Here is a 14,241-nt window from a genome sequence, read left to right on the forward strand (position 1 = left end):
CTCAGCGCGCCCGTGCCAGTTCGCGTAAAAACTGCAGGGCCTCGCTGGCCAGCGGTTGATACTGATTGATGATGTCCGCCAGCCCGACCCAGACGATGAACAGCCCGAGCACCAGGGTCAGCGGGAAACCGATAGAGAAAATGTTCAGCTGCGGCGCGGCCCTGGTCATCACGCCAAACGCAATGTTGACCACCAATAGCGCCGTAATTGCAGGCAGCACCAGCAACAAAGCGGCACCCAGGACCCAGCCGAGTTTGCCGGCCAGCTCCCAGAAATGATTGACCATCAACCCGCTACCGACCGGCATGGTGGTGAAGCTTTCAGTGAGGACTTCGAAGACCACCAGATGCCCGTTCATGGACAGGAATAACAACGTCACCAGCATGGTGAAGAACTGCCCGATCACCGCCACGGAAACGCCGTTGGTGGGGTCGACCATCGAAGCGAAGCCCATACCCATCTGAATGGAGACGATCTGCCCGGCGACCACGAAGGCCTGAAAGAACAGCTGCAAGGAAAAGCCCAGCACCGCGCCAATCAGGATCTGTTCGGCAATCAGCAGCAGCCCGCTCAAGTCCAGCGCATTGACCGGCGGCATCGGCGGCAGGCCCGGCGCAATCACCACGGTGATCGCCAGCGCGAAGTACAAACGCACACGCTTGGGCACCAGGGTCGTGCCGAACACAGGCATGACCATCAGCAGCGCGCCGATGCGAAACAGCGGCAACATGAACGTCGCCACCCAGGTACTGATCTGTGTGTCGGTCAGCTGCAACAGCGACGGCATGATTTAGCCGATGACCTGAGGAATACTGCCGTACAGCTGCAGGATGTATTCCATGAACGTCTGCACCAGCCACGGGCCAGCAACGATCAGCGTCACCAGCATGACCAGCAAGCGCGGCAAGAAGCTCAGGGTCTGTTCGTTGATCTGTGTAGCGGCCTGAAACATCGCCACCAACAGGCCGACCAGCAGGCTGGGAATCACCAGCACGGCGACCATCATGGTGGTCAGCCACAGCGCTTCGCGAAAGATGTCTACCGCCACTTCCGGCGTCATGGCGACACACCGCCGAAGCTGCTCGCCAAAGTGCCGATGATCAATGCCCAGCCATCCACCAGCACGAACAGCATGATCTTGAATGGCAGGGAAATGATCAGTGGCGAGAGCATCATCATCCCCATCGCCATCAGCACACTGGCCACGACCAGGTCGATGATCAGGAACGGAATGAAGATCATGAAGCCGATCTGGAACGCGGTTTTCAGCTCGGAGGTGACAAACGCCGGCACCAGAATGGTCAGCGGCGCCTGATCCGGCGAGGCGATATCGGTACGCTTGGACAAGCGCATGAACAGCTCAAGATCACTGCTGCGCGTCTGCGCCAGCATGAAATCCTTGATCGGCACCTGAGCCTTGGCGACGGCGTCCTGAGCGGTGAGTTTTTCCGCCAGGTACGGTTGCAAGGCGTCCTGATTCACCCGGTCAAACACCGGCGCCATGATGAACAGCGTCAGAAACAGCGCCATACCCGTGAGGATCTGGTTCGACGGCGTCTGCTGCAGACCCAGGGCCTGGCGCAGGATCGAGAAGACGATGATGATCCGGGTGAAGCTGGTCATCAGCATGACGAACGCCGGAATGAAACTCAGCGCGGTCATGATCAGCAGGATTTGCAGGCTGACCGAATATTCCTGAGCGCCATTGGCATTGGTGCCCAAGGTGATCGCCGGGATCGACAACGGATCGGCGGCGAACGCCAGCGGTGCGGCCAGCATCAGGGCCAGCGTCAAGACGATGCGTAACGCACCCATTACTTCTTATCCTTCTGATCCTTGCCGAGCATCTCCAATAGACGCTGGGCAAACTCCGGAGTCGCTTTTTCAGTTCCGCCCGGCACTTGCACCGGCTCCTTGAGCACGTGCAGTGCGGTGATGGTGCCAGGGCTGAGGCCGAGCAGGATCTGCTCGTTGCCGACTTGCACCAGCATCAAACGGTCGCGAGGACCCAGCGCGCGGGAACCGATCAGTTCGATCACCTGCCCTTTGCCGGCCGGTCCGGCCTGCTGGACTCGACGCAACAGCCAGGCGAGGAAAAAGATCAACCCCAGCACCAGCAGCAAGCCGAATACCAATTGCGTCAATTGCCCGGCCACACCACTGCTGACCGCTGGCGCGGCCGCCGCAGTAGCGCTCACTACCGGCTCGGCAGCCAGCACACTGAACGGCATCGACAGCACAACCCCCAGAACCTTTTTCACTTAGCGCAGCTTCTTGATGCGTTCGCTTGGGCTGATCACGTCGGTCAGGCGGATGCCGAACTTCTCGTTGACCACAACCACTTCGCCGTGAGCGATCAGCGTGCCGTTGACCAGTACGTCCAGCGGCTCGCCGGCCAGGCGATCCAGCTCGATCACCGACCCCTGGTTGAGTTGCAGCAGGTTACGGATGTTGATATCGGTGCTGCCCACTTCCATGGAAATCGAAACCGGGATATCGAGGATCACGTCCAGGTTCGGACCTTCCAGGCTGACCGGATCTTTGCTTTTCGCCACACTGCCGAACTCTTCCATCGGCAGACGGTTGGACGACGAGCCAGCGCGATCGGCAGCCAGCAAGGCGTCGATATCGGCCTGACCGGCGTCACCGGTTTCTTCCAGGGCCGCAGCCCACTCATCAGCCAGTGCCTGGTCGTCCATGGCGTTCATATCGTCGTTCATCATTTGTCCTCGGCGGGCAAAAATTCAGTGAGTAGCAGTCTGTTGAAACAAAGGGGGTTGAGCGCCGGTCAGTGGCGCTCGATCGGCTCGATCACTTGCAACGCGAGGTTGCCTTTGTGGGAGCCCATCTTGACCTTGAAGGCAGGCACGCCGTTGGCGCGCATGATCATTTCTTCCGGCATCTCGACCGGGATAATGTCCCCCGGCTGCATGTGCAGGATGTCGCGCAAGCGCAACTGGCGACGGGCAACCGTGGCACCGATCGGCACGTCGACATCCAGCACGTCCTGACGCAGGGCATTGACCCAGCGCTCGTCCTGATCGTCGAGGTCCGACTGGAAACCGGCGTCGAGCATTTCGCGCACCGGCTCAATCATCGAGTACGGCATGGTCACGTGCAGGTCGCCGCCACCGCCATCGAGCTCGATGTGGAACGTGGACACCACCACCGCTTCGCTCGGGCCGACGATGTTGGCCATGGCCGGGTTGACTTCCGAATTGATGTACTCGAAGTTCACTTCCATGATTGCCTGCCAGGCTTCCTTCAAATCGACGAAGGCCTGCTCCAGCACCATGCGCACCACGCGCAGTTCGGTCGGGGTGAATTCACGCCCCTCGATCTTGGCGTGACGGCCATCGCCGCCGAAGAAGTTGTCCACCAGCTTGAACACCAGTTTGGCGTCGAGGATGAACAGTGCGGTACCGCGCAACGGCTTGATCTTGACCAGGTTGAGGCTGGTCGGTACGTACAGCGAGTGCACATATTCGCCAAACTTCATCACCTGCACACCACCGACGGCAACGTCCGCCGAGCGGCGCAGCATGTTGAACATGCTGATGCGGGTGTAACGGGCGAAGCGCTCGTTGATCATCTCCAGGGTCGGCATGCGTCCGCGAACGATGCGATCCTGGCTGGTCAGGTCGTAGCTTTTGACGCTGCCGGGTTCAGCAACGTCATCGGTCTGTACCAGACCATCGTCGACGCCATGCAACAGTGCATCGATCTCATCTTGGGACAGCAGGTCCTGCACGGCCATGTCGTGTTCCTACTGCAGTACGAAATTAGTGAAAAGCAACTGTTCGATCACCACTTTGCCGAGCTCTTTCTGCGCCACTTCCTGCACGCTGGCCGTGGCCTTCTGACGCAACATTTCCTGGCCAATCGGCGTGGCCAGTGTGGTGAAATCCTGACCGGAGAACAGCATGACCAGGTTGTTGCGGATCACCGGCATGTGCACTTTGAGCGCTTCCAGATCGGCCTGATTGCGACCCTGCATGGTGATGCTCACCTGCATGTAGCGCTGACGGCCATTCTGGTTGAAGTTGGCCACGAAGGCCGGCGCCAAGGGCTCAAAAATTGCTGGCTGCTTGCCGACCACTGCGGTTTCCACCGCGGCAGGCTTGCTCTGGGCGCTGTGCATGAAGAACCAGGTCGCCCCCACGGACAAGCCGATCGCCAGCAGCAAGGCCACCACGATCAAAATGATCAGCTTGATCTTGCCTTTGGTTGCGGGGTCTTTTACTGCTGCGTCGCTCTTCGCCATGCCAATAATCCGTCACTATTCGGGTTTTCACAGTCGCACGGCAAGGCAAGAGCAAGTGTTATGCCAGAAGTGTCGGGGGGGGGGGCCGGCGGTTAGTCGGACACCACAAAACAAATGTGGGAGCGAGCCTTTGTGGTGAGGGGGCTTGTCGGAACGCCGCATCGCCCCGTTCGGCTGCGCAGCAGTCGTAGAATTTGAGCATGCGATAAATCTGCCCCAGAAGAAGGGACCGCTTCGCGCTCCAACGGGGCGATGCGGCGTTCCGACAAGCCCCCTCACCACAAATGCTCGCTCCCACAAGGGTTGTTTAGTTCTATCAGGCGTAGTAGTCGACCGCGCTGGAACCGATCACTCGGGTGGTGTCGACGTCTGTTTCAGTAACAGAGATCGCGAGGTCTTCATCCATCGAGTCGACGCGACCACCGCTGGCGCTGGTGCGACCACCCGGCCCCTGTTGCGCCTGATCCTGCCCCTGCCCCTGGCCTTGCCAGCCACGCGACTGATCAGACACGTTGACGTCGACCTGCCCCATGCCCTGTTGCGTGAACATGTCACGCAGTCGATGCATTTGGCTGTCCAGCGCCTCGCGAACGCCCGGATGGGCGCTCATGAAGGTGACCTGGGTTTGCTGGTCCGGAACCATGTTCACCCGAATGTCGAGGCGACCCAGTTCGGCCGGTTGCAACTGAATATCGGCCGCCTTGAGGTTGGCGCTGGAGAGGTACATGACGCGGTTGACCACTTCTTCGGTCCAGCCACTCTGATGCATGGCGATTGGCTGATTCACCGGCAACGCATTGGCCGTTTTAGGTGTAGCCGCTTGAGTCAATGCCGCCAGACGGTTGGCGAAGTCATCGACACGGGTATCACTGCTGGCGGATTTCAGGTCTTTCAGGCCGTCATCGATGAGACCGCTGAACGCTTTCTCGCCGCCTTGACTGGTACTGTCCTTGTCGGTTTGCAGATCGACCATGTTCGCCATGCCGGCAGCAAAGCTCTGCACCGAGGTCGGTTCGCTGTCTGCCTGGGCCTGGGCCTGGGTCGCAGATGCTTTGGGCTGGGCCTGGCTGGAAGCGGAAACGTGACCACTTTGCTCCATGGCCAAACGCACTGCTGGCAGTGCATCGAGCGGGTCGGCTTCAGGATCGAAGTCGCTGTCGGTGGTTGCAGTGGCTGGCACCGAAACGGCAGCTACAGGCACCGCGACCTGCGGTTGCACTGCCGCCATCAAGGCCGGGGCAAGGGACGGATCCATTGGGGTGGTGTCGACCACCGGCGCCTCAATGGTATCCGGCGCGAGATCGCTGGCATCCTCGGCCGGTGCCGGTTTTTCGGCGGGCAAGGAGTTGCCGCTATCGGCAACCTCAGGTTCCGGGGCGGCAGCGTTGTCGCTGCTGACGTCGGATTTTGCGGTGTCTTGCGCAGCGGTGTCAGTTGCCGGCGTGGCGGATTTATTCGCGCCCGTAGCAGGCTTGTCCTGAGCCTGATTGGCATAAACCTTAGCGAAGCTGGAAGCCTTGTCCCCGGGCTCAGCAGCCGCCGCCGGGGTATTGGCGGAAACGGCGAGTGTCTTGGCCGCTGGGCTGGCCTGAAGAAGGGAATTTGGGGTAACGGGCATGAAACGGTCTCCGCTGCACTGGATCGTAGGTACAGTTGAGTGAGTTGACTGCAAGGGTCGGGCCAGCATGACCAAAGCGGCGTTAAAAGCATCGAATGGTCGGATTAACCGGACAGAGATCGCTGCCTTTCAGCCTCATAAAGCGGCCGGATGATGGCGAATTCGCCGTCGATGCTTTGAACCAGTTTTTCAATCTCCGCCAAATTTTTTTGCTTGGCATGCTGCTCCAGCTCATGGCACAACTCAGCGAGGTGAACGGCCCCCATATTGCTACTGCTGCCCTTGAAACTATGGGCAGCATTCATGAGCTGGGAGGCATCTTCGGCCACTCGCAAGACGCATAAACGCTCTTCGGAATCGCGAAGAAATGTATCCAGCAATTCTGGGTAATCATCCTCCATTACTTCCTGCAACGCGTTCAGCACGTCTTGGTCCAGATGTGTGTCAGTCACTTGCTCGCTCCCTGATCAAGAATGCGTGGATTATGCCAGAGCCTCCCAGAAAAACTCCACGCGTGCACTGCGCCCATTATCGTACCAGCTCGCATTTCGGCCTAACTGGCGGACAAGGCTGACGCCACGGCCCGAGAGACGGACACTATCAAGCGGCCGCTCCAGCACCCGCGCCACGTCAAAACCATTGCCACTGTCTTCAACCCGAACAGTCAGGCAACCGCCCTTGCCTTCTGGCGTGATCTGCAAATGCACTCGCACATAACCGTCCTGCAATGCCTCCAGCCGTTCGTTGCGCTGAAGATAATAGCGCGCAAAGCCCGATGCATCACGCTTGAGGCTTGAGTCCAGACCCAGCACGCCGTGTTCCAGCGCATTGGAATACAGCTCGGCGAGCACACTGTAGAGCGCACCGCTTTGAGCCCGCAATCCGTGGACCTCAAGCAGTAGCTGCAACAGGTAGGGCAACGGATTGAAACGCTTGAGGGTCGCGGCGCGGAACTCAAAACTTGCCGACCAGTCCAGCGGACAGGACTGGCCGCTGTCGGAGTACACCAGCGCAGGCGGGGTCAGTTGCGCCGCCTCCAGCAGACTGACCTCGACCATGCTCACGTCATCGCGGGCTTCGCCACCAAAATCCCGCAGGGCCTGTTCGATTTCCTCGAACAGCGTTTCAGGCTGACGATTGGCCGCAAACACCTGCCGCAACCGCTCCACGCCAAACAATTGTTCATCGCCATCACACGTGTCGATGACCCCGTCGGACAGCAGGAACACTCGATCCCCGACAGCCATCGGGAACACTTCGGTGCGGTCATCGAAGGTTTGCGGGCTCAGCACGCCCAGTGGCAGGTGACGCGCTGTCAGCGGCTTGCGCTCCCCCGTGGCGATAGTATGCAAATAGCCGTCCGGCATTCCGCCATTCCAGACCTCCACCGAGCGTCGTTGAAAGCTCAAACACAGCAAGGTGGCGCAGCAGAACATGTCCACCGGCAGGATGCGTTTGAGCTTGGCGTTCATCTCACGCAGGGTTTCAGGCAAGCCGTAGCCCTTGGCCGTCATGCCGTAGAAGACTTCGGCCAGTGGCATGGCGCCCACGGCCGCTGGTAAACCATGGCCGGTGAAGTCCCCCAACAGCACATACATATCACCGGCCGGGGTGAAGGCGGCCAACAGCAGATCACCGTTGAACAGCGCGTAAGGCGATTGCAGGTAGCGGATGTTCGGCGCACTCAGACAGCCGGAATGTGCGACCTTGTCGAATACCGCCTTGGCCACCCGCTGTTCATTGAGCAAATACTCGTGATGTTTGGCGATCAGGTCACGCTGCTGCAGCACGGTGGCCTGCAAGCGGCGCAAGCGATCCATCGCCTTGATCTTGGCCGCCAGAATGACCGGGTTGTACGGCTTTGCCAGAAAGTCATCGCCGCCAGCCTCCAGGCATCGGGCCAGGGCTTCGCTTTCGCTGAGCGAGGTCAGGAAGATGATCGGCACCAGGGTTTCCCCGGCCAACAGCTTGATCTGCCGCGCCGCCTCGAAACCGTCCATCACCGGCATCATCGCATCCATCAACACCAGGTGCGGTCGTTGCTGGTGAAACGTTTCGACCGCCTCGGCACCATCGGCGGCAGTCAGTACGTTATGGCCCTGGCGGCGGACGATGCGCGACAGCAGCATGCGATCGGCCGCGCTGTCTTCGGCGATGAGGATCGTCAGGGGTTCGAGTGACTGCATGGCAGTCAACTGATGTCGAACAGTTTGTCGAAATTGGAGATGGCGAGGATCTTCCTCACGTCCGAACTGCAGTTGACCACGCGAATATCGGAATCGTCGCCACCGGCGTGATCCCGCAGCAGGAGCAACATGCCCAGCGCCGAGCTATCGAGGTAGGTCGCTTCTTTCAAGTCGACGACGACCGCCGAGAGCGCCTTATCTTCGTAAGACTCACGAAACTCCCGATGCTTGGTGAAATCGAATCGTCCCTTGATCGAAATCGTCAGCTTTTTCCCATCCTGGGAGACTTCTTTATGGACTGTCATTTAACGGCTTCCGATTGTTCAATACGGATCATGCCTGGGCAAGCGCTGCGACAACTCATCCAGCAATTTCTGCTCGCGCTTGTCTTCCAACTGCTGCGCCTCATCTCTGTAACGCTGTACAAGTTTTCGCAAGCCTTCGACACGCGCGAATGCCTGCTGCCAGGTGTCGCGCGCCTTGCTCAGGTTGTTCTGGTGCCAGTTCAGGCTTTGGCGCTGCTGATCGATGGCGGTGCCCAGTTGTGCCAGAAAGCCTTGATACCCCAGCAACCACTGACCGGAAACGCCACTGCTGCCGCGCACGATCCATTGCTCCTGGTATTCGAGGCGGAAGGCTTCAAGGTCGGCGAGCTTGCTTTCTGCCACGCGCACCTGGCCCTGAAAATGCCCGAGGCGCAGGACGGCGGTTTTCTCGGCCTTTTCGGCCATGTCCACCACCGGCGCCAGGCGCGCGGCTCGACTCACGGCCATGGTCGGTTAGCCGCCCGCTGCCGGAGCGAAGATGGAAGCGAGATGGTTGACGCTGGCGCCCATACCGATGTTGTCGTTCAAACCCTGACGCAGGTAAGTGACCATGGCCGGCTGGAGCGAAATCGCCGTGTCGGTTTCACGATCACCGCCCGGCACATAAGCACCGACACTGATCAAATCACGACTCTGCTGATAGCGAGACCAGTACTGCTTGAACATCTGCGCGCGAGTCATGTGTTCCGGGCTGACCACCGACGGCATGACCCGGCTTATGGACGCTTCGATATCGATGGCCGGGTAATGACCCTCTTCAGCCAGTCGGCGCGACAACACGATGTGCCCGTCGAGCACGCCGCGAGCGGCATCGGCAATCGGGTCCTGCTGATCATCGCCTTCGGACAACACGGTATAGAACGCCGTGATCGAACCACCGCCCTTCTCGGCGTTACCGGCGCGCTCCACCAGTTTTGGCAACTTGGCGAATACCGACGGCGGATACCCCTTGGTGGCCGGCGGTTCGCCAATGGCCAGGGCAATTTCCCGCTGGGCCTGGGCGAAACGGGTCAGGGAATCCATGAGCAACAGGACGTTCTTGCCCTTGTCGCGGAAATACTCGGCGATGCGCGTGCAGTACATCGCCGCGCGCAGACGCATCAGCGGCGCATCGTCCGCCGGCGACGCCACGACCACGGAACGCTTGAGCCCTTCTTCACCGAGGCTGTGCTCGATGAATTCCTTGACTTCGCGACCCCGCTCACCGATCAGCCCGACCACGATAATGTCGGCCTCGGTGAAGCGAGTCATCATGCCCAACAGCACCGATTTACCGACACCGGTACCGGCGAACAGCCCGAGCCGCTGGCCGCGACCGACCGTCAACAAACCGTTGATGGTGCGAATGCCCACATCCAGCGGTTCGCTGATCGGTTCACGCTTGAGCGGGTTGATGGTCGGACCGTCCATCGACACCCAGTCTTCGGCTTTCATCCCGCCTTTGCCGTCCAGCGCACGACCGGCGCCATCGAGCACCCGACCCAGCATGCTCATGCCCATTGGCAAGCGGCCGGTATCGGCGAGTGGAACCACCCGGGCACCGGGGGCAATGCCGGCAACGCTGCCTACAGGCATCAGGAAGACTTTGCTGCCGGAGAAACCCATGACCTCGGCTTCGACCTGCACCGGGTGATAGCTGTCGTCGTTGATGACTATGCAGCGGCTACCCATGGCAGCGCGCAAGCCTTCAGCTTCGAGGGTCAGGCCGACCATGCGCAGCAAGCGGCCTTCCAGAACCGGCGCGCCGGCAAGCTCCGTGGCCTCGGCGTAACCGCCCAGGCGCTTGGCGAAGCTGGTGCGATCAAGGCGCATCGGGGTCGTCCAGTTGCGGCTCGACAGCAGGCGTTTCGTCGACCGGCAATTCCAGGCTCAAATCCGGCGCAGACGGGTGCAACGCCTGATCGTGCAACTGATCGAGCAGCTTGGCCATGACTTGGGCAACGCGGGTTTCGACGGTGGCGTCAATTCGGCTGTGTTCAGTCTCGACGCGGCAACCTCCAGGCAACAACGACTCGTCTTCGACGATGCGCCAGGTTTCTTCATGGCGTTCGCGCAACGCTTTGACTTGTACGAAGTCCTGCGGATTGATGTACAAGCGCACATTGCCCACGCCTAAAGGCAAGAGCTTGAGCGCTTCACGCATGACGTGTTCGATCTGCGTCGAATCGATGGCCAGTTCGCGCTGAATCACTTGTTTGGTGATGTGCTGCACGAGGTCGACCAGCGACTTTTCTATCTGGGTGTCCTGCTCGGCGATGGGCTCGAACAGGTTGACCATCAGTTGCTCCAGCCCCGCGATTTTCGGCGCCAGCGCCGTTTCGGCTTCCTGACGAACCTTGAGCGTGGTGCTGTGAAAACCTTCTTTCTCGCCCACGGCGAAGCCTTCGTTGTAGGCCTCCTGGCGAATCGCTTCGAGTTCTTCGAGGGTCAGTGGCTGGACTTCGTCCAGCGGCACTTCTTCCATCTCTGGTGGTTCTGGCTCAGGTTCAGGCTCGGGCTCTGGCACGAAAGGGTCGAAACTGGGCAGCGCCCAGACGTCGAAAGCGGCAACGTGCTTGCCACGAATCAGGTCGGTCTGGGACTCATCATGTTTAGACGACATAGTGACCTTAGATCATCTCTTCGCCGCCCTTCCCGCCGAGAACGATTTCTCCGGCTTCGGCCATACGGCGGGCAATGGTGAGGATTTCTTTCTGCGCGGTTTCCACATCGCTGACACGCACCGGGCCTTTGGCCTCGAGGTCGTCGCGCAACAGTTCGGCCGCCCGTTTGGACATGTTCTTGAAGATCTTTTCCTTGACGCCTTCGTCCGACCCCTTGAGGGCCAGCACCAACACGTCGGAGGACACTTCGCGCAGCAACGCCTGAATCCCGCGGTCGTCGACATCGGACAGGTTGTTGAACACGAACATGAGGTCTTCGATCTGACCGGACAGGTCTTCGTCGACTTCGCGGATCGAGTCCATCAACTGACCTTCGATCGAGCTGTCGAGGAAGTTCATGATGTCGGCCGCGCGCTTGATGCCACCCAGGTTGGTGCGCGACGCATTCGAGTTACCGGAGAACTGCTTCTCGAGAATCTGGTTGAGTTCTTTCAGGGCCGCCGGCTGTACGGTGTTCAGCGAGGAGACCCGCAGAATAATGTCCAGTCGGACCTTGTGGTCGAAGTTTCCGAGTACTTCACCGGCCTGATCCGGGTCGAGATACGCCACCACGATCGCCTGGATCTGTGGGTGCTCGTAACGGATCACGTCGGCGACGGCGCGCGGCTCCATCCACTTCAGGCTGTCGAGACCACTGGTGTTGCCACCCAAGAGGATGCGGTCGATCAGGCCGTTGGCCTTGTCTTCGCCCAAGGCCTGGGTGAGCATTTTGCGCACGTAGTCGTCGGAGCCGACGCCCAGGCTGGTCTGGTCGCCGACGATGTCGACGAACTCGCTCATCACCTGCTCGACTTGCTCGCGGTGCACGTTGCCCATCTGGGCCATCGCCACACCCACGCGCTGAACCTCTTTAGGCCCCATGTGACGCAATACCTGGGCAGCATCGGTCGAACCGAGGGACAGCAGCAGAATCGCGGCTTTGTCGACCTTGGACAGTTTGGCGGCAACGGCTCGGTTATCACTCATCTGCGTTAATCCACTCTTTCACGACCTGGGCCACGCGACCCGGATCTTCTGCCACCAGACTCTTGATTGCATTCAACTGTGCGTCATAGCCTTCGCTCGGGCTTGGCAGCAGGATGCTTTGCGGGCCGCCGAGGCTGACGCGGTCGTTGGCCAGTTCGCCGTCCAGGCCGCCCATGCCACCCAACTCGACGTCGCTGCCGACCAGTTGCCTATCTTTACCGCCACCGGTGATGTTGTTGAGTACCGGACGCAGCACGCCGAACACCAACACCAGGATGAACAAGACACCCAGCAATTGCTTGACGATGTCCCAGAACCACGGCTGCGAGTAGAACGGAATTTCGGCAATCACTTCACCGCGTTCTGCGGAGAACGGCATGTTGATCACGCTGACGCTATCGCCACGGCTGGCATCGAAACCGACCGCGTCCTGCACCAGACGGGTGAAGCGCGCCAATTCATCGGCAGTCCACGGTGCCCGGGTAGTTTCGCCGTTGGCGGCGTTAACCTTGACCTGATCGTCCACCACCACCGACACCGACAGGCGATTCAGTCGGCCCTGCTGTTGCTTGGTGTGGCTGATGGAGCGGTCGAGTTCGAAGTTCTTGGTGGATTGTTGACGCTTGTCTGCCGGGTACGGCGCCAGCATCGGCTGACCGGTGGCAGGGTCCATGATTTGTTGACCGTTGGCATCGATCAACGGCTGACCTGGCTGCACCATGCCGGCCGAAGCAGCAGTGCCACCGGTGGATTGCGGTGCAGAGGCTGGCGACGGCGGCTGGTTGCTCAAGGCACCCGGCACACCTTGCGGGCCATTGCTGGCCGTGCGTTGTTCGTTGACCGACTGCTCGCTGCGCAACGCCGGTTGATCGGGGTTGAACTGCTCGGAGGTTGACTCGACGGCGCTGAAATCGACGTCGGCTGACACTTCAGCCTTATAACGATCGTTGCCCAGCACCGGTTGCAGGATGTTGTGCACGCGCTGGGTCAGCATGCTTTCCATGCGGCGGCTGTAATCGAATTGCTTGCCGGCCATGCTCAGTTCGGAGTTTTCCGCCTGATCCGACAGCAGGTTGCCCTTCTGGTCGACGACGGTGATCTGCGACTTGCTCAGTTCAGGAACACTGGTCGCGACCAGGTTGATGATCGCGACCACTTGACCGGGCTCCAGCGAGCGACCGGAATACAGTTCAACCAGAACCGAAGCGCTCGGCTTGCGTTCGTCACGCACGAACACCGAACTTTTCGGAATCGCCAAGTGCACGCGGGCGCCCTTGACGTTGTTCAAGCTGGAAATGGTGCGCGCCAGTTCGCCTTCGAGGCCACGACGATAACGGGTCGCTTCCATGAACTGGCTGGTCCCGAGGCCTTGGTCCTTGTCGAGGATTTCAAAGCCGATGTTGCCGTCGCTGGGAGTGACACCAGCCGCCGCGAGCTTCAGTCGCGCACGGGACAAATCATCGGCCTTGACCAGCAAAGCGCCAGAGTTCGGTTCAACGGTGTAAGGAATATCGGCGGAGGCCAGGGTATCCATGACCTGCTTGGCGTCCATACCGGCAAGGCTGCCATACAGAGGCCGGTAGTCCGGTTGCTGAGACCACAGCACCACGGCAAAACCAATCGCCACGCTCGCAGCCAGGCCGACCAACAGGCCCACCTGACGCAACATGGTCATCTCGGAGAGGTTTTCCAGGAAGGACAACCCAAACAGCGGCGGTTTGCCGTCTATTGGAGTGACCTTGGCCGGAACGTTATCGGCGACTGCTTCTGCCATGACTCAATTTGTCCTTAAACCGGCATCTGCATGATGTCTTGGTAAGCCTGAACCAGCTTGTTACGCACTTGCGTCAACGCCTGGAAAGACACGCTAGCCTTCTGCGAGGAAATCATGACGTCCGTCAGGTCGACGCCGCTCTTGCCGATCTCGAAAGCACTGGCCAACTGAGTGGACGCCTGCTGAGTGTCGTTCACTTTATTGACGGCTTGACCGAGCATGTCGGAAAAGCTGCTGCCACCCAGTTCAGGGACTGCGGCAGTCGATTTAGGCGCAGACATGGCATCCATTTGCATGGAACGCATATCCAGCATCAACCGATTAAATTCAATACCTTGGCTCATGATCCACTCTCGTTGACGACCCGCAATTTTTTGACACTCACTCGGCGGGTAGTGAGGTGTTAGCAACAAGGGTGCCAGCTCCGTGGTGCTCGGAACAAAA

Annotated in this window: 17 protein-coding genes; all 17 read right to left on the minus strand. The window is 59.8% G+C overall.

Annotated elements, in window-relative coordinates:
* Position 1: 1 nt before the first annotated feature.
* The 17 genes from fliR to fliE all read right to left on the minus strand — a co-directional run bounded on the left by fliR (position 2) and on the right by fliE (position 14,141).
* Positions 2 to 787, minus strand: coding sequence for a flagellar biosynthetic protein FliR (gene fliR, locus ACWGZX_RS06090; protein WP_452627669.1), 786 nt, complete (start codon positions 785 to 787; stop codon positions 2 to 4).
* A 3-nt stretch (positions 788 to 790) separates the two neighbouring features.
* Positions 791 to 1,060 (minus strand): flagellar biosynthesis protein FliQ, encoded by a 270-nt coding sequence (gene fliQ, locus ACWGZX_RS06095; protein WP_007948918.1) that lies wholly within the window; start codon positions 1,058 to 1,060, stop codon positions 791 to 793.
* Positions 1,057 to 1,815, minus strand: a complete 759-nt coding sequence (gene fliP / locus ACWGZX_RS06100; protein WP_027922366.1) for a flagellar type III secretion system pore protein FliP — start codon at positions 1,813 to 1,815, stop codon at positions 1,057 to 1,059. Before fliP ends, fliQ begins: the two co-directional genes overlap by 4 nt.
* The gene (gene fliO, locus ACWGZX_RS06105; RefSeq protein WP_452627670.1) at positions 1,815 to 2,261 is read right to left on the minus strand and encodes a flagellar biosynthetic protein FliO; all 447 of its coding nucleotides are present in this window, start codon (positions 2,259 to 2,261) and stop codon (positions 1,815 to 1,817) included. The genes fliP and fliO overlap by 1 nt, the downstream gene beginning before the upstream one ends.
* Positions 2,262 to 2,720 (minus strand): flagellar motor switch protein FliN, encoded by a 459-nt coding sequence (gene fliN, locus ACWGZX_RS06110; protein WP_411741852.1) that lies wholly within the window; start codon positions 2,718 to 2,720, stop codon positions 2,262 to 2,264. It lies immediately after the preceding gene.
* A gap of 68 nt (positions 2,721 to 2,788) precedes the next feature.
* Complete coding sequence (gene fliM / locus ACWGZX_RS06115) at positions 2,789 to 3,757, minus strand: flagellar motor switch protein FliM (protein ID WP_452627671.1); 969 nt, start codon at positions 3,755 to 3,757, stop codon at positions 2,789 to 2,791.
* Positions 3,758 to 3,766: 9 nt separating this feature from the next.
* Positions 3,767 to 4,264 (minus strand): flagellar basal body-associated protein FliL, encoded by a 498-nt coding sequence (gene fliL, locus ACWGZX_RS06120; RefSeq protein WP_452627672.1) that lies wholly within the window; start codon positions 4,262 to 4,264, stop codon positions 3,767 to 3,769.
* A gap of 316 nt (positions 4,265 to 4,580) precedes the next feature.
* The gene (locus ACWGZX_RS06125; protein ID WP_452627673.1) at positions 4,581 to 5,882 is read right to left on the minus strand and encodes a flagellar hook-length control protein FliK; all 1,302 of its coding nucleotides are present in this window, start codon (positions 5,880 to 5,882) and stop codon (positions 4,581 to 4,583) included.
* 104 nt (positions 5,883 to 5,986) lie between these two features.
* On the minus strand, positions 5,987 to 6,334 hold the full coding sequence (locus ACWGZX_RS06130; protein WP_452627674.1) for an Hpt domain-containing protein: 348 nt from the start codon (positions 6,332 to 6,334) through the stop codon (positions 5,987 to 5,989).
* 30 nt (positions 6,335 to 6,364) lie between these two features.
* Entirely contained in the window at positions 6,365 to 8,068 is a 1,704-nt protein-coding gene (locus tag ACWGZX_RS06135; RefSeq protein WP_452627675.1) for an ATP-binding SpoIIE family protein phosphatase, read from the minus strand.
* 5 nt (positions 8,069 to 8,073) lie between these two features.
* Entirely contained in the window at positions 8,074 to 8,373 is a 300-nt protein-coding gene (locus tag ACWGZX_RS06140) for an STAS domain-containing protein (protein ID WP_452627676.1), read from the minus strand.
* Positions 8,374 to 8,391: 18 nt separating this feature from the next.
* A complete protein-coding gene (gene fliJ / locus ACWGZX_RS06145) occupies positions 8,392 to 8,841 on the minus strand; it encodes a flagellar export protein FliJ (protein ID WP_223517061.1) in 450 nt (149 codons plus the stop codon).
* A gap of 6 nt (positions 8,842 to 8,847) precedes the next feature.
* Complete coding sequence (gene fliI / locus ACWGZX_RS06150) at positions 8,848 to 10,206, minus strand: flagellar protein export ATPase FliI (protein WP_223517059.1); 1,359 nt, start codon at positions 10,204 to 10,206, stop codon at positions 8,848 to 8,850.
* The gene (gene fliH / locus ACWGZX_RS06155; RefSeq protein ID WP_452627677.1) at positions 10,196 to 10,996 is read right to left on the minus strand and encodes a flagellar assembly protein FliH; all 801 of its coding nucleotides are present in this window, start codon (positions 10,994 to 10,996) and stop codon (positions 10,196 to 10,198) included. The genes fliI and fliH overlap by 11 nt, the downstream gene beginning before the upstream one ends.
* Positions 10,997 to 11,003: 7 nt before the next feature.
* Positions 11,004 to 12,023: a flagellar motor switch protein FliG gene (gene fliG / locus ACWGZX_RS06160; RefSeq protein WP_223517055.1), complete on the minus strand. Its 1,020-nt coding sequence runs from the start codon at positions 12,021 to 12,023 to the stop codon at positions 11,004 to 11,006.
* On the minus strand, positions 12,016 to 13,797 hold the full coding sequence (gene fliF / locus ACWGZX_RS06165; protein WP_452627678.1) for a flagellar basal-body MS-ring/collar protein FliF: 1,782 nt from the start codon (positions 13,795 to 13,797) through the stop codon (positions 12,016 to 12,018). Before fliF ends, fliG begins: the two co-directional genes overlap by 8 nt.
* 14 nt (positions 13,798 to 13,811) lie before the next feature.
* Positions 13,812 to 14,141, minus strand: coding sequence for a flagellar hook-basal body complex protein FliE (gene fliE, locus ACWGZX_RS06170; RefSeq protein WP_007948901.1), 330 nt, complete (start codon positions 14,139 to 14,141; stop codon positions 13,812 to 13,814).
* Positions 14,142 to 14,241: the final 100 nt, after the last annotated feature.

The organism is Pseudomonas sp. CLCA07, from assembly GCF_053615335.1.

Bases quoted from the DNA above. Each gene is read 5' to 3' on its own strand.
- ACWGZX_RS06125 (WP_452627673.1), bottom strand. From the start codon at position 5,882: ATGCCCGTTACCCCAAATTCCCTTCTTCAGGCCAGCCCAGCGGCCAAG.
- fliN (WP_411741852.1), bottom strand. From the start codon at position 2,720: ATGAACGACGATATGAACGCCATGGACGACCAGGCACTGGCTGATGAG.
- fliP (WP_027922366.1), bottom strand. From the start codon at position 1,815: ATGGGTGCGTTACGCATCGTCTTGACGCTGGCCCTGATGCTGGCCGCA.
- fliL (WP_452627672.1), bottom strand. From the start codon at position 4,264: ATGGCGAAGAGCGACGCAGCAGTAAAAGACCCCGCAACCAAAGGCAAG.
- ACWGZX_RS06140 (WP_452627676.1), bottom strand. From the start codon at position 8,373: ATGACAGTCCATAAAGAAGTCTCCCAGGATGGGAAAAAGCTGACGATT.
- fliG (WP_223517055.1), bottom strand. From the start codon at position 12,023: ATGAGTGATAACCGAGCCGTTGCCGCCAAACTGTCCAAGGTCGACAAA.
- fliR (WP_452627669.1), bottom strand. From the start codon at position 787: ATGCCGTCGCTGTTGCAGCTGACCGACACACAGATCAGTACCTGGGTG.
- fliF (WP_452627678.1), bottom strand. From the start codon at position 13,797: ATGGCAGAAGCAGTCGCCGATAACGTTCCGGCCAAGGTCACTCCAATA.
- fliH (WP_452627677.1), bottom strand. From the start codon at position 10,996: ATGTCGTCTAAACATGATGAGTCCCAGACCGACCTGATTCGTGGCAAG.
- fliE (WP_007948901.1), bottom strand. From the start codon at position 14,141: ATGAGCCAAGGTATTGAATTTAATCGGTTGATGCTGGATATGCGTTCC.
- ACWGZX_RS06135 (WP_452627675.1), bottom strand. From the start codon at position 8,068: ATGCAGTCACTCGAACCCCTGACGATCCTCATCGCCGAAGACAGCGCG.
- fliM (WP_452627671.1), bottom strand. From the start codon at position 3,757: ATGGCCGTGCAGGACCTGCTGTCCCAAGATGAGATCGATGCACTGTTG.
- fliJ (WP_223517061.1), bottom strand. From the start codon at position 8,841: ATGGCCGTGAGTCGAGCCGCGCGCCTGGCGCCGGTGGTGGACATGGCC.
- fliI (WP_223517059.1), bottom strand. From the start codon at position 10,206: ATGCGCCTTGATCGCACCAGCTTCGCCAAGCGCCTGGGCGGTTACGCC.
- fliQ (WP_007948918.1), bottom strand. From the start codon at position 1,060: ATGACGCCGGAAGTGGCGGTAGACATCTTTCGCGAAGCGCTGTGGCTG.